At 49.6% G+C, this 25,387-nt stretch carries 18 protein-coding genes and 1 pseudogene; 7 read left to right on the top strand and 12 right to left on the bottom strand.

The features are described 5' to 3' along the window. Both ACMGEE_RS04200 and ACMGEE_RS04195 read left to right on the top strand, forming a co-directional pair. Positions 1-1,317, top strand: a complete 1,317-nt coding sequence (locus ACMGEE_RS04200; RefSeq protein ID WP_436829717.1) for an ATP-binding protein — start codon at positions 1-3, stop codon at positions 1,315-1,317. After that, on the top strand, positions 1,314-3,512 hold the full coding sequence (locus ACMGEE_RS04195; protein ID WP_436829716.1) for a DEAD/DEAH box helicase: 2,199 nt from the start codon (positions 1,314-1,316) through the stop codon (positions 3,510-3,512). Before ACMGEE_RS04200 ends, ACMGEE_RS04195 begins: the two co-directional genes overlap by 4 nt. Before the next feature lie 296 nt (positions 3,513-3,808). On the opposite strand, the gene ACMGEE_RS04190 is transcribed toward ACMGEE_RS04195, so the two are convergent. The 3 genes from ACMGEE_RS04190 to ACMGEE_RS04180 all read right to left on the bottom strand — a co-directional run bounded on the left by ACMGEE_RS04190 (position 3,809) and on the right by ACMGEE_RS04180 (position 10,313). Beyond that, a complete protein-coding gene (locus tag ACMGEE_RS04190; protein ID WP_436829715.1) occupies positions 3,809-4,762 on the bottom strand; it encodes a DUF4365 domain-containing protein in 954 nt (317 codons plus the stop codon). Between the two features lie 463 nt (positions 4,763-5,225). After that, the gene (locus ACMGEE_RS04185; protein ID WP_436829714.1) at positions 5,226-6,140 is read right to left on the bottom strand and encodes a hypothetical protein; all 915 of its coding nucleotides are present in this window, start codon (positions 6,138-6,140) and stop codon (positions 5,226-5,228) included. Positions 6,141-6,683: 543 nt separating this feature from the next. Then, a complete protein-coding gene (locus ACMGEE_RS04180) occupies positions 6,684-10,313 on the bottom strand; it encodes a DEAD/DEAH box helicase (protein WP_436829713.1) in 3,630 nt (1,209 codons plus the stop codon). A 432-nt stretch (positions 10,314-10,745) separates the two neighbouring features. Between ACMGEE_RS04180 and ACMGEE_RS04175 the strand changes: the two genes are divergently transcribed. Then, positions 10,746-11,375 carry a hypothetical protein gene (locus tag ACMGEE_RS04175; protein WP_261423226.1) on the top strand — a complete coding sequence of 210 codons (630 nt, stop codon included), beginning with the start codon at positions 10,746-10,748 and terminating at the stop codon, positions 11,373-11,375. A gap of 218 nt (positions 11,376-11,593) precedes the next feature. Here ACMGEE_RS04175 and ACMGEE_RS04170 read toward each other — a convergent pair. After that, positions 11,594-12,385: pseudogene (locus ACMGEE_RS04170) on the bottom strand (tyrosine-type recombinase/integrase); the annotation flags it as partial. Positions 12,386-12,599: 214 nt separating this feature from the next. Continuing rightward, the gene (gene ychF, locus ACMGEE_RS04165) at positions 12,600-13,691 is read right to left on the bottom strand and encodes a redox-regulated ATPase YchF (protein ID WP_253454506.1); all 1,092 of its coding nucleotides are present in this window, start codon (positions 13,689-13,691) and stop codon (positions 12,600-12,602) included. A gap of 335 nt (positions 13,692-14,026) precedes the next feature. On the opposite strand from ychF, the gene ACMGEE_RS04160 reads away from it, so the two are divergent. Continuing rightward, positions 14,027-15,508: a SulP family inorganic anion transporter gene (locus tag ACMGEE_RS04160; RefSeq protein WP_301729684.1), complete on the top strand. Its 1,482-nt coding sequence runs from the start codon at positions 14,027-14,029 to the stop codon at positions 15,506-15,508. A 136-nt stretch (positions 15,509-15,644) separates the two neighbouring features. Continuing rightward, a complete protein-coding gene (locus ACMGEE_RS04155; protein ID WP_253454504.1) occupies positions 15,645-16,286 on the top strand; it encodes an EAL domain-containing protein in 642 nt (213 codons plus the stop codon). A gap of 297 nt (positions 16,287-16,583) precedes the next feature. Here ACMGEE_RS04155 and ACMGEE_RS04150 read toward each other — a convergent pair whose 3' ends face one another. The 4 genes from ACMGEE_RS04150 to pth all read right to left on the bottom strand — a co-directional run bounded on the left by ACMGEE_RS04150 (position 16,584) and on the right by pth (position 20,691). After that, complete coding sequence (locus ACMGEE_RS04150) at positions 16,584-16,841, bottom strand: colicin E3-like toxin immunity protein (protein ID WP_436829712.1); 258 nt, start codon at positions 16,839-16,841, stop codon at positions 16,584-16,586. A 20-nt stretch (positions 16,842-16,861) separates the two neighbouring features. Next, on the bottom strand, positions 16,862-19,183 hold the full coding sequence (locus tag ACMGEE_RS04145) for a colicin-like bacteriocin tRNase domain-containing protein (protein WP_436829711.1): 2,322 nt from the start codon (positions 19,181-19,183) through the stop codon (positions 16,862-16,864). A 188-nt stretch (positions 19,184-19,371) separates the two neighbouring features. After that, complete coding sequence (locus ACMGEE_RS04140) at positions 19,372-19,737, bottom strand: hypothetical protein (protein ID WP_370733941.1); 366 nt, start codon at positions 19,735-19,737, stop codon at positions 19,372-19,374. A gap of 369 nt (positions 19,738-20,106) precedes the next feature. Beyond that, positions 20,107-20,691, bottom strand: a complete 585-nt coding sequence (gene pth, locus ACMGEE_RS04135) for an aminoacyl-tRNA hydrolase (RefSeq protein WP_125289707.1) — start codon at positions 20,689-20,691, stop codon at positions 20,107-20,109. Positions 20,692-20,951: 260 nt separating this feature from the next. On the opposite strand from pth, the gene ychH reads away from it, so the two are divergent. Continuing rightward, positions 20,952-21,233 carry a stress-induced protein YchH gene (gene ychH, locus ACMGEE_RS04130; RefSeq protein ID WP_125289708.1) on the top strand — a complete coding sequence of 94 codons (282 nt, stop codon included), beginning with the start codon at positions 20,952-20,954 and terminating at the stop codon, positions 21,231-21,233. 71 nt (positions 21,234-21,304) lie between these two features. Here ychH and prs read toward each other — a convergent pair whose 3' ends face one another. The 3 genes from prs to lolB all read right to left on the bottom strand — a co-directional run bounded on the left by prs (position 21,305) and on the right by lolB (position 23,890). Beyond that, positions 21,305-22,252 (bottom strand): ribose-phosphate diphosphokinase, encoded by a 948-nt coding sequence (gene prs / locus ACMGEE_RS04125; RefSeq protein WP_124232585.1) that lies wholly within the window; start codon positions 22,250-22,252, stop codon positions 21,305-21,307. A gap of 139 nt (positions 22,253-22,391) precedes the next feature. After that, entirely contained in the window at positions 22,392-23,270 is an 879-nt protein-coding gene (gene ispE, locus ACMGEE_RS04120; protein WP_436829710.1) for a 4-(cytidine 5'-diphospho)-2-C-methyl-D-erythritol kinase, read from the bottom strand. Beyond that, a complete protein-coding gene (gene lolB / locus ACMGEE_RS04115; protein WP_253454501.1) occupies positions 23,267-23,890 on the bottom strand; it encodes a lipoprotein insertase outer membrane protein LolB in 624 nt (207 codons plus the stop codon). The genes ispE and lolB overlap by 4 nt, the downstream gene beginning before the upstream one ends. 217 nt (positions 23,891-24,107) lie before the next feature. Here lolB and hemA point away from each other — a divergent pair, with 217 nt between their 5' ends. Continuing rightward, complete coding sequence (gene hemA, locus ACMGEE_RS04110) at positions 24,108-25,361, top strand: glutamyl-tRNA reductase (protein WP_253454500.1); 1,254 nt, start codon at positions 24,108-24,110, stop codon at positions 25,359-25,361. The last annotated feature ends 26 nt before the right edge of the window (positions 25,362-25,387 follow it).

Here is a 25,387-nt window from a genome sequence, read left to right as displayed (position 1 = left end):
ATGTCTGTAACACGTATAAGAGTGAAAGAACGTGACGCTATTATTCAGTCACTTAAGTCAGGTGTAACGCCAAGGATAGGCATTCAGCATATCCAGGTTGGCCGCGTGAATGAGATCACCGCTCTCCACCAGGATATTGAGAGGATTGCTGACGGTGGTGCAAGCTTCAGACTTATCATCGGTGAATATGGTTCTGGTAAAACGTTCTTTCTGAGTGTTGTACGCTCTATTGCGCTAGAGAAGAAGCTGGTGTCAGTCAGTGCAGACCTTTCTCCTGACAGACGCATTCACTCATCGGGAGGTCAGGCTCGTAATCTCTATTCTGAGCTTATGAAAAACATGTCCACCAGAAACAAGCCGGATGGTAATGCGTTACTTAGCGTTGTTGAAAGATTCGTTACGGAGGCAAGAAAGGAAGCGGACACGGACGGCTCCGAGGTTTCATCAGTAATTCATAAACGCCTGGCAACTCTGTCAGATATGGTGGGTGGATATGACTTTGCGAAGGTCATTGATGCATTCTGGCGCGGGCATGAGCAGGATAACGAAACGCTAAAATCCAATGCTATTCGCTGGTTGCGGGGAGAGTACACCACCAAAACTGATGCCCGTAACGATCTCGACGTTCGGACTATTATCTCAGACGCTTCCTTCTATGATTCTTTGAAGCTGATGAGCCTTTTTGTCCGCCAGGCAGGCTATGCCGGTCTTTTGGTCAGCCTCGACGAAATGGTGAACCTCTTTAAGCTGAATAATACGCAAGCAAGAACAGCGAACTACGAACAGATTTTGCGGATCCTAAATGACTGCCTGCAAGGCTCAGCCGAGAACATTGGTTTTATCCTCGGGGGGACGCCAGAGTTCCTTTTCGATCCGCGTAAAGGTCTTTACAGCTATGAGGCGCTCCAGTCGCGTCTGGCGGAAAACCGGTTCGCGCAAAAAGCAGGAGTGATTGACTACTCATCCCCCACTTTGCATCTTGCCAGCCTCACCCCTGAGGAACTGTATATTTTGCTGAGAAATCTTCGTCATGTTTATGCGGGTGGAGATCCAGAGAATTATCTGGTGCCAGATGAGGCACTGACAGGATTCCTGCATCACTGTAGTAAAACCATTGGAGACGCTTACTTCCGTACCCCCCGTAATACCATAAAAGGTTTCCTGGACATGCTGGCCGTGCTGGAACAAAACAGAACGATGAACTGGCAAACACTAATCGGGGGTGTGGCGATTGAAGAGGACAGGCCCAGCGATATGGATGACGCCACTATGGAGGAAAGCGATGACGACGACGGACTGGCGAACTTCAAACTATGAGCAGTGCCTATGATAGTCTCGATCCCCGCGTCCGTAAGTGGGTTTACAAGCAGGGGTGGTCTACATTAAGGCCCTTGCAGGAGAGTTCTATCCCGGCAATTTTAGCCCGTGATCGAGACGTGCTAATCAGTGCAGGTACAGCAGCGGGTAAAACAGAGGCTTTCTTTCTTCCTGCCTGTTCGGCAGTTGCAGATCTCACTAATGGATTTGGCATCGTCTATATCAGTCCGTTGAAGGCATTGATTAACGATCAGTACCGTCGTCTTGAGAGCCTTGGAGATGCATTGGAAATGCCAGTGACTCCCTGGCACGGGGATGTACCACAAAGCAAAAAGAAGAAGGCTCGGACGAACCCTGCTGGTATTTTACTGATTACACCTGAGTCACTTGAGTCTTTGCTCATAAATTCAATGGGCTGGCTCAAACAGGCGTTTTCTTCAGTCGCATACATCGTTATTGATGAGTTTCATGCTTTTATTGGCTCAGAGCGTGGTGTACAGCTGCTTTCTCTGCTCAATAGAATTGACCATGTGCTAGGACGCCAGGTAAATCCAATTCCCCGCGTTGCGTTGAGTGCCACGCTGGGGGAACTGGAGAAAGTGCCAGAACTATTGCGCCCGGACAAACGACTCCCCTGCGTAACTGTTACAGATAGTAATAGCACGGCCACTCTTCAGGTACAGGTCAAAGGGTACCTGGAGCGAGTGATCCAAAAAGAGGAAGAACTTCGGAGTTCAGCTGAACATGACGTTTGCGCTGACATTTTTAGGCTGTGCCGTGGCGATTCTCATTTGGTCTTTGCAAACAGTCGAAAGCGGACTGAAAGCATTGCTGCCACGCTGAGCGACATGTGTGAGGAACATATTGTTCCCAATGAATTCTTTCCCCATCATGGTTCCCTTGCCAAGGAATTGCGGGAAGCGCTTGAAACTCGTCTTCAGAAAGGAAATTTGCCCACAACAGCTGTTTGTACAATGACGCTTGAGTTGGGAATTGATATCGGTAAGGTTAAGTCGGTTATCCAAGTTACGCCTCCGCATACTGTTTCCAGTCTGCGTCAGCGTATGGGACGTTCTGGGCGACGCGACTCCCCATCAGTTCTAAGAATGCTAATTACAGAAAATGAGCTCACTGTGACTAGCAGTATCGTTGACCACCTACAGCTGCATTTGGTCCAGTCGATGGCAATGATCAGATTGATGATCTCTAAACAATGGTTTGAGCCTGCCGATTCCCAGCAGATGCATTACTCCACGCTGCTACACCAGATTCTTGCAATTACCGCGCAATGGGGTGGAGTTCGTGCCGATCAACTCTGGTCACAGCTATGTCAAACAGGCCCGTTCCGTAATGTGGATATAGGCGATTTCAAAAGCCTGCTTAAACATATGGGAGCATGTGGCCTACTCACTCAACTTGCTAGCGGCGAAATGGTTGTTGGGGCAGAGGGGGAGAAACTGACTAACCATTACACGTTTTATGCCGTGTTCAATACACCAGAAGAGTTCCGCATTGTCACCGGAAACAGAACCCTTGGAACAGTGCCTGTGGACTCCCCACTGCTACCAGACCAACACATCATCTTCGGTGGGCGGCGCTGGAAAGTGACAGAGATCGAGACGGAGAAAAAAGTTATCTATGTAGAGGCGACCAAAGGCGGTCAGCCACCACAATTTAGTGGGGGAGGTATGTCTGTTCATGATGCCGTTCGTCAGGAAATGCTCGCTATCTATAGGGAAGGTGATTACCGCATAGCAATAGGTAGCAAGAAAGTAGATTATGCCGATACTGCTGCCAGAAACCTATTTGCGGAAGGCTGTAGTAACTTTCAGCGTTATAACCTGCAAAATGAGTATTTTATTACGAGTGGGCAACACTGTTACGTAATTCCCTGGATGGGGGATAAAGTTGTGAATACGATTACAGCCTTGCTCATACGTTGTGGTTTTAAAGCTAATTCATTGGCTGGAATTATAGAAATTGACGGCTCAAGTGTCGCTTCTATTCAACAGGCACTTAAAGGTATGCTGCTGTCAGGCTTGCCTTCAGCGTTTGATCTTGCTGCGAATGTTCCAGAAAAGTACTTAGATAAATATGACGAATACTTACCAGAGTCTCTGCTTGCGAAAGGATATGGGGAAAAAGCGTATGACATTGAAGGCACTCGTATTTGGTTGAAGCAGCACCTTCAGTAAACTGGCTACGCATAAAGGGGATCCGCTCCCTCTCTAGATTGAGGCCAATTGATGATATCAATGTTCACTCTTGGCTCGGATCTGCAAGAAATCGAGGTCATAAGGTCTGCTTTGAGCGAGGAGGGGACGTTAGTAATTGTATCGTCGTGGGCGCATTATTATTTTTCTATTCAACTAAATGTGATAGGGATGTCCTTTAGTGTTGTTTCTACTGTTCACAAAGGCTTCAATTTGATATGAAGCCCTTATTTAAGAATTTAGGGCCAGGATGCTTTTGCATAGCATTGCTACTATTATTATTTAGGGCGGGCTGATGTTAATGTCGCTAGCAAGGTTGGCATGAACCACTCTCTAACAAGCTCCTCATACATATTTGAAAGATTTGTTAACTTATGCCAAACCACTTCGGAACAGTAACTCAAAAAATGTTCATAATGTTCAGGTTTTACCTCTTTATCAATATCTATTTGAAGTTGGATTAACTCCTTTTGGCTCCATACCATCGGCTTCCAAAATTCATGTCCAGACCATATATCTTGTCTAAGAGCAATTACAATAAAGTTATTTACCATCTCTATAGCGTCATCGAAAAAGACAGGGAATTGTACGGCCGCTTTACCTTGTAATCGGTTGATTTCTTTTAATTGATAGTTAAAAAGTGAGAATGCGCCATACATTTTTGATCTTTTACCATATGCACGTAATGGAACAAGCGCATCTTCATCATCCAGAATCTCATTTTCAAGAGGTATATATATAGTCTTTGAGTCTTTTTTAGAATAATTCGGGTCTTCTGGTATAAGAACTTTATCTATGTAATCATTAAGGCAAATGAAAAATGCCTTTTCTGTATTAGTGTCAACTAGTATCAATAATACTGGAATTGCAATACCTATAGACTGAACAGTCAAAATGTCTGATATGTCTAACTTAAATCTTGCGACAGGAATTTCGACAAAATCGCTTTTATCTTCTGTTAAATTTCCTTTGGTTACATTTCCACGAGCATAGGCTTTACGTGTACAATATTCAATACAATCTGAAGATTTTAGTTGTACAAAGAAGTTTTCACCAAGGGTTTCTGCAATACTTTCACTGTCATCAATAAAATCAAATAATTCAACAACGCAATCAATACCATAGTCAGCGCCATAGCTATGTACGACCCATTCGCGAGGTAGTTTTTCCCGCAGAACCCTGATTGAAATGTCTTCTTTTACTTGGCTAATAGACCGTCTTTTCTTTGGCATGTTACCTCCTAAAATTACAAATTAAAAAACAGATCTTACACTCGAATGCTTAAAATGTCCGCTTCTGGCACTAAGGTTCCAGCATCGAAGGTCAGCTATGAGCGATAAGCGGACGGGACATCAAGCTCGGCATCTGCGCCTTTTTGGATTATTACTTTTTCAGTTTTTCTGCAAAGGAAAAAACATAAAATTGAAATAACCTTCGGTCTGATCGTAATTTGGCATTCTACGAATGAAAAATTTATGATCAGATATTTTTGTGTAATTTTTCGACAATGTTAATTGCTCAAGCTTCTGTGGTTTTTATATTCTTCCAAGTTATCATGGTCTACAACAAATACAAATCCTGATTTCAGGAGCATTCTCTTATGTTCATTATTAATGTAAGGTTTAGTTGCACCGCACAAATATAACCATTGCATAGTGAATTACATTTAATTTAAATCGAGATGAGATGTGAAAATCACTTCATCTCTTGCTGGTCTAACTCCGTCATTAATTCAGATACGAAATTCCTAAAAATATTGAGCTCATGATCTGGTATTAAGTAGAACTTATCAATAGATAAGCTCTCGAAATTAAAAACCTCCTCAGTGTCAACAGTTAATGAGCTAAGCAATATGTCTTGATGAAACGCCTTCTCGAATTCTTTTTTAAGTTCATTTCCTTTCAGCATTAATGACTCCTTGTTTTTTATTGAAATAACACCGTGAGTATGAGAGTAAATATTTCTTAATGATGTGTATAATTCCCAAAGCTTCAGCATAAACTTTTTATTTATGTTGTGCTTTTCATACATGAAAACCTCTAAGCTCTTGTTTATTTTTAGTATTTTACCGATCAAGTCGCTAGTGTTGTATTCGTAATCTCCAATCATCGTTTTTAAAGTACTTTCAGTGATGCTAAATAAGAATAGAAACTCCCAAACATTCAAAAAACCCTTAACAACTTTATGCCAATCATCGGCATCAATTGAATCTTTAAGTTCAGATAGAGAAATATCTATCTCTCTGTCCATATAGCCACCAATATTTACACCCATGCAATATAGCATGTGATGATGCTCTTTAGCTGTTGCTTTGAACTTTTCGATTAATTCTTTCAGTCCTTGTTCAACGTCATAGCTATAGGCTTTGGATCTATCCAAATAAGTTACATCGTATCGTTCATCATACGAAAGAACGCCAGTTTGTAGTAACTCTTGTTTATGATTCTGGATAACCTCTTCTAGTTTCACTATTTCTATAAAACTATCCATATATGACAGTAGGACATTGTTTACTAACTGGGATACATAAAAGGAGTTGTGAAAATTTCTATACCATGCCGAAGACGAATCTCTCGGCCTTTCTAATGTTGATATGTACATATGAAGCATATTTTTTCCTTTCTCATTAACAAATAAATGTGGCTGTTAGTTTGCTCAAAGCGTGCCTGTCTGACAAAATCAAACTGACCTGTTCCCCTTAAATTAACATATCTCAATGTTATCAATATCTGCTTTTGGCACTAAGCGGGCTAAATTCGACAGATTTGACGAGATAAGAGTATAGATGAACTATCCGTACCCTTGAACGATTACTTCCCAGTTGATTTGCTTGGTTTCAGTCCTGGGGTATTGCCGGGTGTATCCTTATTATCACGTCTGCGTTGATCGGGTTTTCCTGTTGATTTTGCAATTGGTTTTGGACCAGGTTTAAGCACCATAATCGTGCTCCTTAGCGTTGTTAGAGGTTATTCCTCAGTGTGGATATAAGTGGAGCTATAAGAATTATCAAGCTCGGATGGGCGTTGGATAATGACTACTAGAATATTATGTGAGCAATGTCAGTGTTTGACATGTAGCGACCGGTCCGATACTGACGTAGGTTGCAGATTGTTCGCGATGAGCCCTCAACAATGAGGGCCACCGCGGAGATTGTCAGGCTGATTTCGCCAATTGCCGATGCAGGACCTGAAGACTAGTTCCCGCCCCTGCCCATGCAGCAGCCGAGCCGACCACATACAGGTTTTGCTTGGCGCGTGAGACGGCTACATTGATTATGTTTGGCGGGCTTGCCGCCCACTGACGCGCCCTTTGCTGACTCGCTTTCGGCGCACCTAGCAACAGGATTACCGTGTCTGCCTCTCGGCCCTGGAACGTGTGGATTGTGCCTACACGATCACGGCACCATTCATCCAGTTTTACGCCGAACGTTCGCAGCAGGTCGGTTTCTCTTTCGAGACGCCGACGCATGTTCTGCTCTACGATCTTGAATGGTGTAATGATAAATACGTCTGGATTTGTAATGCCCGATGCTGCCAGCTCTTTTAGCATTCGTACAACCGCTTCTCCCTCATCGGGACACCACTTCGTCTCAGCATCGCCATTGATATCCACCCAGCGAGATCTCCCCAATGCCGAGCCGATAGATCCAGGTCTTTTAGGCCCGACAGCATGGACCATTTGCTTGGCATACGCGATGGAGTTAGAAACGTCGAACATTGGGTTCTGGCAACGCCTGTGAACGAGGAGTGGCAGCCCGACTTCTCGATCACCTATGTCCATGACGAAGGTGGATTTAAAGCGCGATGCTTGATCAGCAAGGGTCTGCGTAGATGCTGCGGGGGCAGACCATTCGACTTGGTCAATGTCAAAGAACTTGCAGATTTCGGCGTTCAGCTTTTCAGGAAGTGAAACTACAGGTGGGATTTGCAACGGGTCACCTACCACGATGGAGCGCTTTGCCCGCATGATAGCTCCAACTGCTGCCTGAGGAACGGCCTGGCCTGCTTCATCTACCAGAAGCCAGCCAAGGCTCTCTGGTGGTAGATCCCCGAACATCGTCCGAACAGAGGCGAATGTCGTGGACACGGTCGGCACAACCATGAAAAGGCTCGACCAAAGGTCGGGGAGAAGTTCACGGTGAGCGGAAGACTGGAAGGCACCAGCCACCATGCCCGACATCAATAGCCCAAGATTGTGTTGCAAGCGGCTGGCCGAAGCATCGATGAACGTTTTATGCACAGTCAGGGCAGCGGCGAAAAGATCCTCCCGCAGGCGATGAACCTCATCGGGAAGCCATGGCGCAGTCAGGTGGATAGCCTCGTGCTCGCGCTCGAAGAATCTCTCATCAACGACCCTGTCTCCCATGCGGTTTCGTGCCTCTGCCTCGGTTGCCTTCAATTTCGAGACAGCCTGATATTTGCTGGAAATTTCCTGGTCGAGTTGCTGTAACTGGGACTCAGTATTGCTCCACTTAGTCCTTGCAAGCTCCAGGGCCCGGTCTGTCTCCTGCGCCCGTAAGACTGATTGCTGCAAGGTCACCGAGAGTTTCTGCAGTGTCGATCTCCACGACTTCCAGGCCGCAGTCGCGAACAAACGGGAGAAGAAACCTGGACGGCAAGCTAGATGGCTATTGAGCATGATCTTGTCCTGCTCGATCTGCGATTTTGCCTTCTCATGCTCCCGTTGGCAGGATTCAGTAATCTGGTGTGCCTCTTGGACGGCTTCATTCAGGCTCGGACGACGCTGTTTAACGCTCTGAAGTTCGTTGGTCGCCCCCTTTAGCGCCCGGATATCCCGGCGCATCACTTCGATGCTTGCGATTTCAGCGTCTACCTTCTCCTTGAGTTTAAGAAATGCGGTTCGCGCTTTCAGCCAAGCCGCAGCAGCATCCGCTTCGTTGGTGCTGGGCTGCTCATTGACGACTACGCTGGGCATCACGCGATCAATGATTGCGCCAGTTTGTTCGTCCTTGATCTCACGCAAGACGTTTAAGCCGCGAGCTGCTTTCAGGTAGGTAAGGAAACCACCGTCTTCATTCCACCAGAAACTTTGCTGGAACGCGCCTCGGTTGCTGCTCTTGCCGAGAGCCGCGGCGATCAATCCCCAGGTTTCGACAGGGTCGGAGGGGATGTCCCCCTCGGCCTCGGCTTCGAAATAGCCGGCGCGTTTGGGATTCGCAATCAGGTCGCTGATGGACCGGAAGTAGGCGATCTGTTCATGGCGACCATTGGCTTCCTTGAGAGGAAGCTCTTTACTGACGTTCTCGACCGCTTTGTTATTGGAGGACGCTACAACGATCTCATGGCCCTTTAAGGATGCATGTAACTTGTAGAAGTGCAGGAATGCATTGGAGCCGAATGCCAGCTTCTCGCCTGTTGTGGAAAAGGCATCCTGCGGTTTATTGAAGCCGCACATCGCCGTGGCCCGATCAAGAATGCACCCAACGACGATATCCCGCAGAAGAGTGGTTTTTCCGGTTCCCGGAGGCCCATTGACGCCGATGATACCTGGAGCATCATTCAGCTCAGCACGCGCCGCATTCACGGCAGCCTGTTGAAGCAGCACCAGTGGATGGCCGCCTTTCGAAGGCCAACGAGCCTGCGGCATGAGCGACGGTGCGACGAATGGCTCAACTGCGGAAATGGGCGATAGCACGTCGATTTTCTGTTCAGGCCTGCCAATTCCCATGTAGCGGCGCAAACCGGCTCCGGCTTTGCCCGTCTCGAGCAATTTGGTTGCTTCACCGAGATCTTCAAGATAGAAGGAATTCAGTAACGAAGGTTCAGGCAGCGCCTTGGCCTTGAAATGATGAAACACCTTAATCGCGAATGTGGGTGGCTCAACCAAATGTTCGGGTACACCGAACTGAGATACAAGCCATTTATAAGCGTTAAGAACGACATCCAAATCGATCGGTATGGGTTCTCCATCCTCGTTGTGGCGGCGAACTATTCGATCCAGATGCTCGATAATGCGCGGCTCAACATTCGGCCAATTCCCTAAGCTTCCAAGCTTCAGATCGAGAGCCGGCTTGAGTGCCCAGGCAAAACTGGAAACGGCAACGCCTTTGTCCTCAAGCACATAGCCTTCTTTGTCGATCAGGATCGAGCCGATGGCCGCTTTCTTACCGTCCGGGCGTGAACGCTCCTCATCCTCGCCAAAAACTTTGACCAGCTCGTCCGTCGCCTTGTCGAGAGCGATGGAGCCGAGGACGACCTCGAAATAAAGCTTATAACTGGGCTTGCTGCGGGCATTTGGTCCCCATGGAACACCTCGCTCCAATAGAGCAACCCTGGAGCGGTCGCCGGTTGCCATATCCTCTGGGCGTTTATAACCTTGAGGCGACAGTGCTTCGAGGGCTGTCCATGCTGCCAGTATTGCTCGCGCATCATTCGCCTTATCCGACGGAGAGAAAGACGAGAGTGGAACTAGATCGATTTGGCCTTTGTCGAATTGCTGTCGCTTGGCAGTGTCTGGGATAGCCTTCGGTTGCAGTTGCTCTACAGCTGCAGGTGCATTGTGGGGCACAGCTTGAGAAAATTGTATGGACGCCGAACCGGGATTACATGTTGATGGGCTGGAAGCCGACATGGCGACCTCGCTGCGGTCGCTAAGTGCAGTTAGAGATTGCTCGATTTTAGACGTCAGCGTCCGCGCCCTGGCAGTGTTGCGAAAGGTCAGCTCGCTCAACAGCTGTTCAAGTTCACTAACATTGTTGCGGGACTGTTCGAAGATTGCTTCCAGATCGAAGATAGATTTTTGCGCATACTGCCGTGTATTCATTTATTTCTGCGGCTCCATATCCCTTTAGTTAAGAGATATTATGCTAATTAGCTTGATTTCTAAAACTATTAACTTGCGCTCATGACGTAGATCCAGATTTCGGTGGCATGCTCAACTGGCTGCTTACGTGAGAAGACGCACTCTGTGCAAACCAATATAATGCAGGTTCGTTGGTATGACTTGATGGTTGAGGGATAGCCAAAGGCTATTACCTGTGAACTTGAGGTACAGTAATAAGTTTTCGACATCTAAATAGATTTTTATTCTCGTGTCTATGAGCACATTGACTTCGTCCCTGCACATTAATGATATGCGACATATTGCCCTGGCCCTCTATACTCTTTGGCCTCTTGTTAGTAAGTAGATTTCCTTTTTCCCATTAGCTAAACTGTGCGGCTGGATTCCTCCCAGCGACCACGCGCAGAGCGAACCATGATCTACAGAAACAAACCATTTAATACTCTTTCCCGCCGTCGGCGTCGTTCCCGGACACAACACGTCAAGAATCTGATCCACTGCGAGCGTCACCGCTGCGGAGGACTGCATTATGATGATTGCGATTCTGAAAATGCAGAGGCCATTGCTGCGGGTTGGGTGTGGACCTGGAGCGATGTTTTATTCTTGGGTAATTCGCCAGATGTGTACTGGAACGCGGAGATCATTACCATTGACGTAGCGCGTGCGGATATTGTGGAAAATCTGGTGTTTGAAGAAGCTCATGCCATGTTGAGCCAAAACCAGCAGGAAGATGAAGCCCGCATGGATACAACACCAAACTACAATGCGAAAGGGAAGGTGGTTAGCCATACGGTGGTAGAACGTACCCGCGTTTCTTATCCTCAATTCGGTGGATTAACCTATTTCGACTACATTGATAAACGCTTGGCCGAAGTCATGCGCGACAATCCGCCTGTAGTTACTCCTGGCTATCGCATTCAATCTGGCTATCGTAGCGGCATTGGTTTGCAAGTCATCGTGGAAGAGTCGGTGCTCACTCGCGAGATAATCGACAGTGCGATCCGCTCATTTTTGGCTGGGGATATGCCCTTGGTCCCTAAGTAAACAAGATGATGAAGCAAACTCTTTGTATAGCAACTCAGCAATAAACGCTGGAATGTACCCGATGAAATCTATGGCGGCCGCATGAACGTGTGAACGTGAATTCGACCCAGTAGTAGCCCCGGATGCCACAGGAATGATTCCAGATATCAAGGCTGATACCTGATACTTTTGAATGCAACTAAAAAAAGAACTGTGCGGCATACTGACATATGGGGGTACATCCGCGCTGCTGGAATAGTCCATAGTGCGTTATCAAGATCAAATTCGGCCCATTTTGCTTCAGTGACTTCGGCTGGGCGTGCCAGCGTCCACCACATTAGCCACATGCAATAGTTAACCTGGTATGAGCCGCGACTGTTGTCAAAACAGCTCAAAAGCTTCCCGATTTGCTGTGGATTCAATACCTGTTTGTGCTGTGTCTTATTCGCCGGAAGCGCCTTGCGAACAGGCCAGACAGGATCGCTGTCAGCTCTAAGCGTCGCGACCGCCAGCTCGAAAACCGATGAAATAGTCCGGCGAGCTTCAGCTGCAGCGGTCGGTGCACCACGTTTAGCGGTTTACTGATGAATTTTAAGGATATGGTGTGGAGTGATCTCTCTGACAGGGAGTTTGCCAATATTGGGGAAAGCTACACGCTCAAGCATATCAAGTCGGCGCGTTTTGGTGATTTCTGCCCAGTCTTTTATCTGCACCCACTCTTTGGCGATCGGCTCAAAAGTATTCGATGCGTCGTTAATCTTGCGGATCTTATCTAACTGACGGGCCTGTGTCGGGCTAACTCCATCCGCGACTTGCTTACGAGCTTGCTCGCATTTCTCGCGAGCTACGGCAAGTTTGATCGTCGGGTATTCACCCAGCGTAAACATGCTGGATTTACCGTTGAGTTTAAACCGATAGCGCCATGCCTTTTTGCCATTGGGTTTCACTTCGAGGTAGAGACCATTGAAATCATTGAGCCGATAGAGTTTTTCTTTCGGCCTGGCAGTGCGGCATTGAATATCAGTGAATATAGCGAGTTCTTGTCTATTTCTTATACCGCTACTGTATTTACCTAAAATAGAGATGAAAACTGATTGTACTCTTGTCTGTACTCATTTTTAGCTGCGCTGTAGCGAGATTGTGTGAGACGTCATGAAAATAAAAATCCACGCAATTGCGTGGATTTTATAGCTTTTTACGACTCTTGTGAGGTTCAACGAAACCTCATGAGACAGCAAATTTTATTTAGACGTTAAACAAGAAGTTCATCACGTCGCCATCTTTCACGATGTACTCTTTGCCTTCTGAACGCATTTTACCGGCTTCTTTCGCGCCCTGTTCACCTTTATAGGTAATAAAATCTTCATAGGCGATGGTCTGGGCACGGATAAAGCCTTTCTCAAAGTCGGTATGAATTTTACCGGCGGCCTGCGGAGCGGTGGCGCCAACCGGAATAGTCCAGGCGCGCACTTCTTTCACGCCAGCGGTGAAGTAAGTTTGCAGGTTCAGCAGAGAATACCCGGCGCGAATAACGCGGTTCAGGCCCGGCTCTTCGATACCCAGCTCGGCCATAAACTCTTCGCGATCGGCATCTTCCAGCTCGGCGATGTCGGATTCAACGGCAGCACAAACCGGCACTACGATGGAACCTTCTTTAGCCGCGATTTCACGCACCTGATCCAGATACGGGTTGTTTTCAAAACCGTCTTCGTTAACGTTGGCGATATACATCGTTGGCTTCAGCGTCAGGAAGCTCAGATAGCGGATGGCCGCTTTGTCTTCTTCGCTCAGATCCAGCGAGCGCAGCATGCCGGCGTTAGACAGGTGCGGCAGGCATTTCTCCAGCGCGGCCTGTTCAGCTTTAGCGTCTTTATCGCCGCCTTTCGCACGCTTCTGTACGCGTTGCAGCGCGCGTTCGCAGGTATCCAGGTCAGAAAGCGCCAGCTCGGTGTTGATCACTTCAATATCGTCAGCCGGGTCAACTTTATTGTTAACGTGGATGATGTTGTCGTTTTCAAAGCAGCGGACAACGTGGCCGATAGCTTCGGTTTCGCGAATGTTGGTCAGGAACTGGTTGCCCAGGCCTTCGCCTTTCGACGCGCCTTTTACCAGGCCCGCGATATCCACAAATTCCATGGTGGTTGGCAAAATGCGCTGTGGCTTGACGATCTCCGCCAGTTTGTCGAGACGGGAATCGGGCATTGGCACCACGCCGGTATTCGGCTCAATGGTACAGAACGGGAAGTTTGCCGCTTCGATACCCGCTTTGGTTAACGCATTGAACAGTGTGGATTTCCCGACGTTAGGCAGGCCCACAATACCGCATTTGAATCCCATGTTTGAATCACCTTAATTAATTGCAGGAGAAGAAATCTTCCCCGGTAAGCTGGTTAGCACAAGTTTTTGCGCATTATACACGTAATTATCGCCTGGATGGCGGGGATTTCTACCCGCGCGTGGGAGAAGGGGGTTGAGATCTTGCTCACGTTTTCACATACTGACAATCTTTGACAACAGACGGAGAATGCCGCGGATGCACTGCTTCCTGCTTACGCCACCCTGAAATCTCCCTTCCAAGCCTGTTGCGCTTCTCGTCTTTCTGGCGAGTTCAAACTGTGTCCCAAACTGGCGGCGCGGTAATCACCTGCATTTGATAAAAAACGGAAATCAGCATGTTCAAACTGAGCAACCTCAGGGCTGCCGACGTCAAAAATGACGTTCTGGCCGGCGCTGTCGTCTCTGTGGCCCTTATTCCGGAAGCCACGGCCTTTTCTCTGCTAGCCGGCCTGTCGCCGACTATCGGTCTGCACACCGCCTTTATCCTGGGCCTGATCACCGCGCTGTTCGGCGGCAAACCGGGGATGATCTCCGGCGCGGCCGGCTCGATTGTGGTGGTGCTGGTCAGTCTTATTCAGACTCACGGCTATGAATACGTGCTGCTGGCGACGATTTTCGCCGGGCTGATCCAGCTGGCTATTGGCCTGTTCCGCCTGGGGAAATTTATCCGCCTTGTGCCGCAGCCGGCTATCTACGGTTTTGTAAACGGACTGGCTATCGTTATCGCACTGGCGCAGATCCCGATGATTAAAAACCAGGGGCCGGTCATGTATGGCCTGGTGGCGCTGGCGATGCTGATCGTCTGGCTGTTTCCTAAATTTACCAAAGTCATTCCCGGCTCGCTGGCGGCGCTAATCGCCATCAGCGCCATTGCCATCGGCTTTGGACTGGATACCAAACGGGTAGGGGATTTGGCCGATATCTCCGGCACGCTGCCGTTCTTCCATCTGCCGGAAGCGCCATTAAGCTGGGCCACGATGAAAATTGTGCTGCCTTATTCGGTGATTATCGCGCTGGTTGGGCTGATAGAATCGCTGTTAACGCTGGCAGTACTGGATGAAATGGGCAGTAAAAAAGGCAACGGCAACAAAGAGTGCGTGGCGCAGGGCATCGGCAACACGCTGTGCGGCTTCTTTGGCAGCTTTGCGGGCTGTGCAATGATTGGACAGTCGATCATCAACTTTACCTCAGGCGGGCGTGGACGCATCTCTAACCTGGTCGGCGCAGTATTGCTGATCCTGTTTGTGGTCAGCCTGTCGAAATATATCGCCCTGCTGCCGGTGGCGGCGCTGGCCGGTATTATGTTTGTGGTCTGTATTAATACCTTTGAGTGGAGCTCGCTGCGCCGTCTGAAACGTATGCCAAAGCCCGATGCGGTTATCATGATTGCGGTCACGGTAGTCACCATCTATACCGATCTGGCCATGGCGGTGATTTTTGGCGTGATCATCTCCGCGCTGGTTTTTGCCTGGCAACATGCCCGCATCAGCATCGTGGCACAGGAAGAGCGCGACGAGCAAAAGACCTATCGGCTGGAAGGGCCGCTGTTTTTCGCCTCTGCCGCCAGCTTCCAGGAACTGTTTACGCCAGCCAGGGATCCGCAGGAAGTGGTGATCGACTTCGCCCGTACGCGGGTAATGGATTCCAGCGGCGTCGAGGCCATCGATAAATTGACCGCCCGCTATATAGCGGAAGGAAAAAGCGTCAGGCTGCGGCATCTTAGTGAAGATTGCATCAGTCTGTTAAAACAGGCAGGGCCTTTCTGTAGCCACGAGCTGGATGCGCCTGATTATAAAGTTGCGGCCGATAGCGACTAAAAGCGTAAAGCTAAGGCTGGCCCTGCCGATATATATAAAAATCGTTATATTGCCCAGTGGTTTAGATTAAATCACTGGTTTTTGACGATATGACGAATATAATCACTGGCAGGGCGTCCTGAGCTGGCTATAAAGCATGACTAATAATTACTGTTACGTTCCGATTCACTCTCTTAGCGGCGAGCTGATTGCGCTTGAGCTCACCGTTTTACCACACCAGACCGCGCCGCAAACCGGGGACGCCGAGAGCCGATTGTTGGATCAGCTGCTGACGGTAGAACGCTACGCGGACTATTTTCAGCTGCACGGGCTGCTGTGCTGCCTGACCATCGATTTTCCGCTGGCTTGCGCGGTAACCGAATCGCCTTTTATCCAGCAAATCCTCAGCCAGCTGCCTTTTTTGCGGCTGAAGCTTTCTGAAAATTTCCCCAACCTGCACGACGGGCCAAACAATCCTCTGCTGCGGGCGCTGACCGATCGGCTGAACATCTTATGGCTGGATGATTTAGGGGCAGGCGATGCCAATCTGAACGCGTTACAGTCGAAGATGTTTGAAGTGGTTAAGCTGGATCGGCAGTTTTATCTCGATAATATCAGCAAGCCGTTCTTTAACGTGCTGATCGCCCATATTCGCCGCTACACCAACCGCGTGCTGGTGGAGGGCGTAGAGAACGAAGGGCAGTTGGAGAAGCTGGCAGCCAACAAAGTCTGGGGCGTGCAGGGCTACTATGCGCAGACGATGGCGCTGGACGCGCTTGATGGCACGGATGGGGGTTAAATAGCACGCCCGTGGCCGGTAAGGATAGGGGCGTCTGTTTTACGGTTGGTCAATAAAGCTATCTGATGCCATATTTTTTGATGAAATGTGGCTTGCTCGTCAGGGCCGGTTTATATCCGGAGATTAATTATTATGGAGTCTTAACCTAAGCATTAAAGTTAGCTTAGGGGCGCAGAAAAGCGCCCGTACTCTAAAATGATCGGGCGCTCAATCCAGATAGCGTTAAAAAAAAGGGTCGATTTTATATTTAAAACAGGAAGATACATCCTTTATCTCACCTGTTCTTTTTGAAAGTAATCAGCGCGAACCCTTTTTGTAGTTAAAGGCTATAAAATAATCAAACTCATCAGTCATTATTTTATTTTCAAAGTAAGGTTGCAATATAGGTGAAAAATCTTTCAATACGTCGAACTCACCGTTATTTATATCTTCTTCGACAGATAAACCCAGCCGTTCAATGACTGATACATCATCGCCCAGGTCTTTTGAGTATTCCTTCCCTACAAAAACATCTGTTTTTTTATCAAACCAGTTCAGTTTTAACTGTAAACCCATAATAGAATCCTCGCTTAAAGCTAGTTTTTGATGTTTCTTTTTGGATCGGCTTTTTTTAATTTTTCGCCCGTCTCTGGGCTAAAAGCACCGAGATGCTTACCATCGCTGGCACGATATCCCTCCAGCTCGCCATGCTGGTAATCCCATTCATAAATCGTTCTTCCTTTATCACCATACCATCTGGCGCGTCTTCCAGAGCCTCCTTTTTTTGGTGTTCTAGGTTTTCCCTCTATAAGTGGACCTAATCCTTTAATTTCCTCGGTCTTAGGCGGGTCAATGTAATCATGCCCGTAATCCTTTACGCCTTTACGAGGCTTAGGTTCAGCCAGCATGACATAAACAGGCTCAACGCCAGTAGCCTTTTCATCCAGCTGCCAGTAGATGAAATCATTTAGCTCTTCCTCGGCAGGCGTAGTGGTTGTCGTGACTGGTGTGACTGCTTTTATCTCTGTCCCGGTATGCGGCGGCGTAGCCGGGATGGGCATATAATAAGGCGGTACGGCATAATCAGCGGGATTAATCGGATCGCCGCCCGGCATTAATATGGGTTCGTGCACCAACTGTGACGCTTCTACAGATTCTTTAAGGTACGGGTTTACCACAACAGTACGAGACGGGCGGCTTGCTGTTGGCGGAACCGTAATGTAATCCAGGCTGGAATCCGGGTCGCGTTCCGCTTTTAGTATTGGTACGGCAGGAGAAATACCGTTTATGCCGGTTTTGATAAGTTTTAACGTCAGATGACCGTCTTCTTCTGACAATACGCCGCGTACCGACATATCCGCCGTTTCCATTCCTGGCTGGATAGCACCTTGTTCCGTCAGCAATTGCGCCTGCACAGAAAAAAGCGCGGCGACATCAAGTCCAACTCTGTCGCTGCCTTTGCCTGCTTCTTTCGGCCAGAAACCAGCAACCAACACGCCCGGGACGCTGCCTGTTGTAAGCAGGCTGACGCCCGCCTGAATGGATTTTTTTACGGCAGCTGTAGTTGCCGCATCGGTAATTAAAGTGCCCAGACCTTCTCCGGCCAGCTGCATACCGCCATAGGCCGCACGGCTAATAGCCAGCGTGTTGGCAGCGCTCAGGACTTTATCAATATAATACTGAGCACGATATGGCCTGTCATATTGAGGTTCAAGCCCAACTGACTTTAATGATTTATTACGGACTTGTTCATTGGCCTGGCTTTTATAAAGCTCTATAAAATAGGCATTTAATGCATCCTGTTGAGCTTTCATTATATCCGAACTACGCTGTATGACTCTGAATGAGGCTTCTACTGAATCGCGTGGGTCAGCGTGCGGCCTGTATTTTTCCTCAGCTTCCGATCTTTCTCTTGCTTCAGCTTCAGCTTCAGCTTCTGCTCTGGCTCTCGCTTCAGCTTCCGCCCTGGCCCTTGCCTCAGCTTCCGCCCTGGCCCTTGCCTCAGCTTCCGCCCTGGCTCTTGCCTCAGCTTCCGCCCTGGCCCTTGCTTCAGCTTCTGCTCTGGCTCTATTTGCAGCATCAGCCGCTGCTTGCTGTTCCAGACGATCCTGCAAAGGGGCAGAGGGCATGGCAATAGTAAAAGCTATATAGAGTGGCTCATGACCGTCAGGAAAAACTGCAACGTAGTCATGAGTAGCGGCACCGACAGTTGCTCCTACAGGACGTAACTCACCTGATTCATCACCTGACGCATTACGCGCTTTCTGCACAGCCTCTTCATTACCATCTAAATTAAGATTCATATCAACAAACCCACATGGGCCAGGTAGAAGACCCATTTTATAAATTTTATCAGCACCGCGAGGTATGGCCTGACGCACCGGTACTTTAAATGACCTCTGTTTATCGGTTACAATTGCTAAATGTTGGGAACCATTATAAACATCATCGGTTACACGGGAATGAAGTGTCACAGAGTCAGGAACCCCGGACTGAAATGTTAAAGGTGTATCACTCAAAAATTTTGCAGGAATTATAGTGATGATTGGGTCAATTGTATTATCTGTTGATGGGTAATCCCGAGGAGGAGTTATTTTTTTAAAACTGGAAAGCATATAGTTCTGAGGCTGTGGAACATTAAAGCATTGGGAAGCTTTATTAATTGCTGTAATTATTGCTGGCCTAACTGGATCTGCAACTTGTTGCCAGATAGTATCCAATCCTTGAAAACCATTAACCCCTTGAGGGGAAAATGACTCCCAATTTACATGGTCGTCTTTTTTCTGCGGCCAAACCACCATAGTTGTATCAGAACCATTCCCGGTGATATATCCAGTTGTCGGATAAGCCCAGGAACTGCCAGACCATATCAAGCCCGGCGATGGTGGGGTGCCGTTATTGTATTCTAATTCTTTCATGATATATCCTTATAATATATTCCATATAAATCATTGATATAAATACAAAATATATAACACTAAGAGGTGGTTCCTTTCCTGTTAACTTAGTACCAATGATTTACGCAAGTTTTATTACATATACCAGTATCAATAAATTTCCCATTATCCAATTCTTACAGTATTGGGAACCGCAATGATCTTGCCTTTTAAAAAATCCAACAAAAAAATGGCCATGTCAATATTAAATATCTTTTCTTGCGTATATGTTCTAATTTTAATTTCCAGCGGGTCAGGAGTTTGAGGTTGCTGGTCAAATCTGCATTCATCTCAGGATGCCCATCCTGGTTGATGGTGACATTCCCCCAGGGAGTCGCATAGTTTTCTCCAGGCTGAAGATATTTCATATTCGGATTTATCGCACCTGTGTTACTGTGCCTGCCATCACGATCGCCAGCATGGCCTTGAAATCCGCCGCCTGGAGTAGAATGGTCAGGCCGTTCATTAAGATTTGCGCCAGTTCCTCCAACGGATTGACCAGCGGTATCTCCGTATCCACCTAAGTCTTTTGCCATAATTTAATCCTTAAATTATTTATCTGCGGCTATGTACATAAGAATCACAGTTCAAATTATACTTAATGGTTTTTTAATAATTGACATGAATCAATGGTTTTTTATTTTGAGGTAAATTTTGAATGGATTTAATTTTAAGGTTTAAATATTTAATTATATGGATAAATATTGTTATTGTTTTTTTTTGATAATGGGGGGTGTTAACTTAATCGTCGTTTTTTAACATTGAGGATTGTTATTAGTCATGTTGCTTAACGGAGGAGTCGTCATTTTCGGTGAGGTATTTATTGTTATCAAACAAAGCATATCACTGCTTAGGATTAGCCTGGCTGAGTAGTATAATAGCTATCTCAGCCAGCCTTCATTGGCTTAACCTTTAAAACTGTGCAGCCGGTTCATCGCCTTTAGCCTGTCTTCCTTCAGCCACACCTCGGTGCAGCGCGCCGCTTCGTCAATGGCGTTGTCGATCAGCGTCTGTTCCGCCGCCTGCGGCTTGCCCAAGACAAAACCCACGACCTTGTTGCGATCGCCCGGATGGCCGATACCGATGCGCAGACGGTGGAAGTTCAGGTTATTGCCCAGCCTGCTGATAATATCTTTCAGGCCGTTATGGCCGCCGTGGCCGCCGCCCTGTTTGAATTTTGCCACGCCCGGCGGCAAATCCAGCTCGTCATGCGCTACCAGGATCTCTTCCGGCGCGATACGGTAGAAGGTGGCCATTGCCGCAACGGCCTTGCCGCTCAGGTTCATAAAGGTCGTCGGCACCAGCAGCCTGACGTCTTCGCCACCGATATTGAGCCGGGCCGTGTAGCCGTAAAACTTACTCTCTTCTTTTAACGACTGATTGTGTCGTTGAGCCAGTAAATCCACATACCAGGCGCCCGCGTTATGGCGCGTGGCGGCATATTCCGCACCGGGATTGGCAAGGCCGACAATCAGTTTAATGCTGCTCACTTGTCTGTTTTCCTAAAAGGCTGCATCAGGGAAGGGCGCTAGTGTACTAAGAGCGGCGACAGAACTCAAAAGTGCGCGCTATATCACAATAGTTGATCAGGGTGATAATGCGTTTTCTATAGAAAAATCAGCGAAGTGCGCGTAAAGTTTTGTCAAACTTTTAGCAACAAATGTGATCTGGCCCGCAACGCATCCGCCAGCCATTGCATAAACTTATGGCACTAACCGCACAGGAATGCACTGGCATCTGGAGGTGACAAATGAAACGCAGACACGCTAATTTAACCGGCAACGCCCTGATGGTGATCGGCCTGGCCGTCATGGTAACCGGCATAGGCTATGCCGTACTGAATCAACTGCCGCAGCTACAGCTGCCGCAAATGCTGGTTAACGGCTCTATTTTCGCCATCTTTATCGGCGCGCTGATGTGGTTAGTCGGCGCCCGCCTTAGCGGCCGCGAAAAAATCACCGATCATTACTACTGGGTGCGCCACTATGGCGACAAGCGCTGCCGTCGCGCTTCGGGACACGGCCATCACTGATAGCCGGCTACGCCATAAAAAAAGCGGGACAGATAATCTGTCCCGCTTTTCGTTTAGCCGCAGCTATCCGATTAGTGCTCAAACATCGCAGAGATAGACTCTTCGTTGCTGATACGGCGAATAGCCTCCGCCAGCATGCCGGAGAGCGTTAGCGTACGCACGTTCGGCAGGGCTTTGATCTCTTCCGGCAGCGGAATGGTGTCGCAAACCACCACTTCGTCAATTACGGAATGACGCAGGTTTTCAACGGCATTGCCGGAGAAAATAGGGTGAGTGGCGTAAGCGAAGACACGCTTCGCGCCACGCTCCTTCAGCGCCTCGGCGGCTTTACACAGCGTGCCGCCGGTATCAATCATGTCATCAACCAGCACGCAGTCGCGGCCTGCCACGTCACCGATGATGTGCATCACCTGCGAAACGTTGGCGCGCGGACGACGCTTATCGATGATAGCCATATCGGTATCGTTCAGCAGCTTGGCGATTGCGCGGGCGCGCACCACGCCGCCGATGTCCGGCGAAACCACAATAGGGTTTTCCAGACCGATTTGCAGCATGTCTTCCAGCAGGATTGGGCTGCCGAAAACGTTATCAACCGGGACGTCAAAGAAGCCCTGAATCTGTTCAGCATGCAGATCCACAGTCAGAACGCGGTCAACGCCGACGCTGGAAAGGAAATCCGCGACTACTTTAGCCGTGATAGGCACACGAGCAGAACGCACGCGACGGTCCTGACGGGCATAGCCAAAATAGGGGATAACAGCGGTAATACGACCAGCGGAAGCGCGGCGCAGGGCATCCACCATAACAACCAGTTCCATCAGGTTATCGTTGGTAGGTGCACAGGTGGACTGGATGATGAAAATATCACCACCGCGTACATTTTCATTGATTTGTACGCTCACTTCACCATCACTGAAACGACCGACGGCGGCGTCGCCCAGGCTAGTGTAAAGGCGGTTGGCAATACGTTGTGCTAGTTCCGGGGTGGCGTTACCAGCAAAAAGCTTCATATCAGGCACGAGAAGAACCTCAGGCTTTGCGTCCAGAGAATGAACATCTGCGTCAGCGGCACTGGGCGGTATACCGCTGACGGGTCCATACGGGTGTAATCGAGCGCCGCGCCGCTTCAGGAACAGGGTGAAGCGGTCGCCGCGGCTCTTATTGCTCGGAAAGGTAGCGGTGCAGCGGCGAGACGTTAACGCCTCGCGCAACAAAGCCCTGCCACTTTTTCAAAGCAAGCTCAGCCACCTGACGGGCAGCGGGCTCGGTGTCAAATTCAGCGAACACGCAAGCGCCGGTTCCGGTCAGGCGCGACGGCGCGTATTCTAGCAGCCAGGAAACAAGCTGTTCAACCTCGCGAAAACGTTTTCTTACTACTGGCTCACAATCATTGCGGTAATTATCCGCTAATAACTGGCTGATTTCCCTTACCGGCGTGTTGCGGATCAGTTCAGGATCGTTAAACACCACCGGCGTCGAGATGTGAACGCCAGGGTGGATCACCAGATACCATTTTTCTGCCGGGTTAACCGGCGTCAGCGTTTCGCCAACGCCTTCAGCAAAGGCGGCAAAGCCATGCACAAAGACCGGCACGTCCGCGCCCAGCCGCAGGCCCAGCGCCGCCAGCTCGGCAAAACTGAAGCCGGTTCGCCAGTAGTGATTCAGCGCCACCAGCACGGTAGCGGCGTCCGAAGAGCCGCCGCCCAGTCCGCCGCCCATCGGCAGCCGTTTTTCTATAGCGATCGATGCGCCTGCGTTTTCCGGCAGGACGCCCTGCTGCCTGGCGCGCGTCTGCAACAGCCTGGCCGCGCGAACGATCAGGTTCTCTTCGTCCGGCACGCCGTCGACCGGCGTCAGCAGCGTAATCTGGCCGCTGCTGTCCGGCTGGATGCTTAACGTATCGCCATAATCCAGAAACTGGAACAGCGTTTGCAGCTCATGATAGCCGTCAGGACGACGGCCGGTAATGTAGAGGAATAAATTAAGTTTAGCGGGCGCGGGCCACTTAGCGACCGCCGACTTAGCGACTGCCGTCATTTTACCGTCCAGCCATCCATTTTCAGCTTGATGCGCTGATCGCCTTCGCGCAGCTCCATATTGGCCGGCAGGGCAGGCTGCTGCTTGTTGTCATAGGCCTGATAGGTCACCGTCCACTGCTGGCCGTTACGGCTGTAGTTGACTTCACGCAGGCGATATTTATCGTCCAGCGTATAGTCGGTTGAGTCGCCCGGCAGGCCCATCATCCACTGACGCAGGCTGTTGAGCGGAATATCCATACCGGTCAGCTGCGAAATCATCTTCTCGGCGTCGTTGCTGGTATAGCGCTTGCCTTTATTGTCGACCAGCTGTACCACGCTGCCCTGTGCGTCCAGCTGGAGTTCGGTGCTGCCCAGCGGGTTGGTCAGCAGCAGACGATAGCGATCCGGCGCGGTTTGCTGCCAGTTGAAACGGGCGTAGACCTTTTGCTTGTCGGACAGATAGGCAAAAGCGCCGCGCGTCTGATACTGGGTGATTTTTTCGACAGCCTGCTGATGCTGCTGCCACTGTGGCGAGGTGACGCTTTGTCCTGGCCCCTGGGGTTTATTAACGCTACAGGCAGCCAGCAGCACGCTGGCAAGCGGAAGAAGCCGCAGCAGGCGGCGATTCGACATAAACATGGGGACTCCTCAGACTCCGTTCAGGCGCTGACGCGCAAAGTAACCGTTCAAACTATCGACCGCCAGGGGCCGCGTCAATACTCAATTTGTCCTGTTTCGTGCTGAATAGCTATATCAATCGCAGCGAACGGCGAATGTGGCTTTTCTTGATCTCGCGCATCTTGTAGAATGCGCCTCACAAAACCCTATCAACAGTGGGATCTCCCAGACCTGACTCATGACGTTGCTGGCACTCGGAATAAATCATAAAACGGCTCCTGTGGCTCTGCGCGAACGCGTGACGTTCTCGCCGGATACGCTGGATCAGGCTCTCGACAGCCTGCTTGCTCAGCCGCTGGTACAGGGCGGCGTCGTGCTGTCTACCTGTAACAGGACCGAGTTATACCTTAGCGTTGAACAACAGGAAAACCTGCAGGAACAGCTGGTGAAATGGCTGTGCGACTATCATCAGCTCAGCGCTGATGAAGTGCGTAAAAGCCTGTACTGGCACCACGATAACGAGGCCGTCAGCCACCTGATGCGCGTCGCCAGCGGGCTGGATTCGCTGGTGCTCGGCGAGCCGCAGATCCTGGGCCAGGTGAAAAAAGCCTACGCCGATTCGCATCGCGGCCACACTATCTCCAGCGAGCTGGAGAGAATGTTCCAGAAATCCTTCTCTGTCGCCAAGCGCGTGCGCACGGAAACCGATATCGGCGCCAGCGCCGTTTCCGTGGCCTTTGCCGCCTGTACGCTGGCGCGGCAGATCTTTGAGTCGCTGTCCACCGTCAACGTGCTGCTGGTCGGCGCGGGCGAAACCATCGAGCTGGCCGCGCGCCATCTGCGCGAGCATAAAGTGCAGAAGCTGATTATCGCTAACCGCACCCGTGAACGCGCCCAGAAGCTGGCCGACGAGGTTGATGCCGAAGTCATCAGCCTGGCGGAGATCGACTCGCGTCTGGCAGAAGCCGACATTATCATCAGTTCTACCGCCAGCCCGCTGCCGATTATCGGTAAAGGAATGGTGGAGCGCGCGCTGAAACAGCGCCGCAATCAGCCGATGCTGCTGGTGGATATCGCCGTGCCGCGCGACGTCGAGCCGGAAGTGGGCAAGCTGCCTAACGCCTATCTCTACAGCGTGGACGATCTCCAGGCGATTATCGAAAGCAACATGGCGCAGCGTAAAGCGGCCGCCGTGCAGGCGGAAACTATCGTCGTGCAGGAAAGCGACGAGTTTATGTCGTGGCTGCGCGCGCAGAGCGCCAGCCAGACCATCCGCGAGTATCGTTCGCAGGCCGAGCAGGTGCGCGCCGAGCTGGAAGAGCGCGCCCTGGCGGCGCTGGCTCAGGGCGCGGATGCGCAGGCCGTGCTGCGTGAGCTGGCCCATAAGCTCACCAACAAATTGATCCACGCCCCAACCAAATCCCTTCAGCAGGCCGCCCGCGACGGCGATGACGAACGCCTGCAGATTTTACGCGACGGCCTGGGGCTGTAGCGTTTTTACCTCTTTATATACAGGGA

Origin of the sequence: Erwinia artemisiae, assembly GCF_051400835.1 — a bacterium.
GTDB classification, from domain to species: Bacteria; Pseudomonadota; Gammaproteobacteria; order Enterobacterales; family Enterobacteriaceae; genus Erwinia; species Erwinia aeris.
This window is presented reverse-complemented; position numbering and strand designations above follow the sequence as displayed.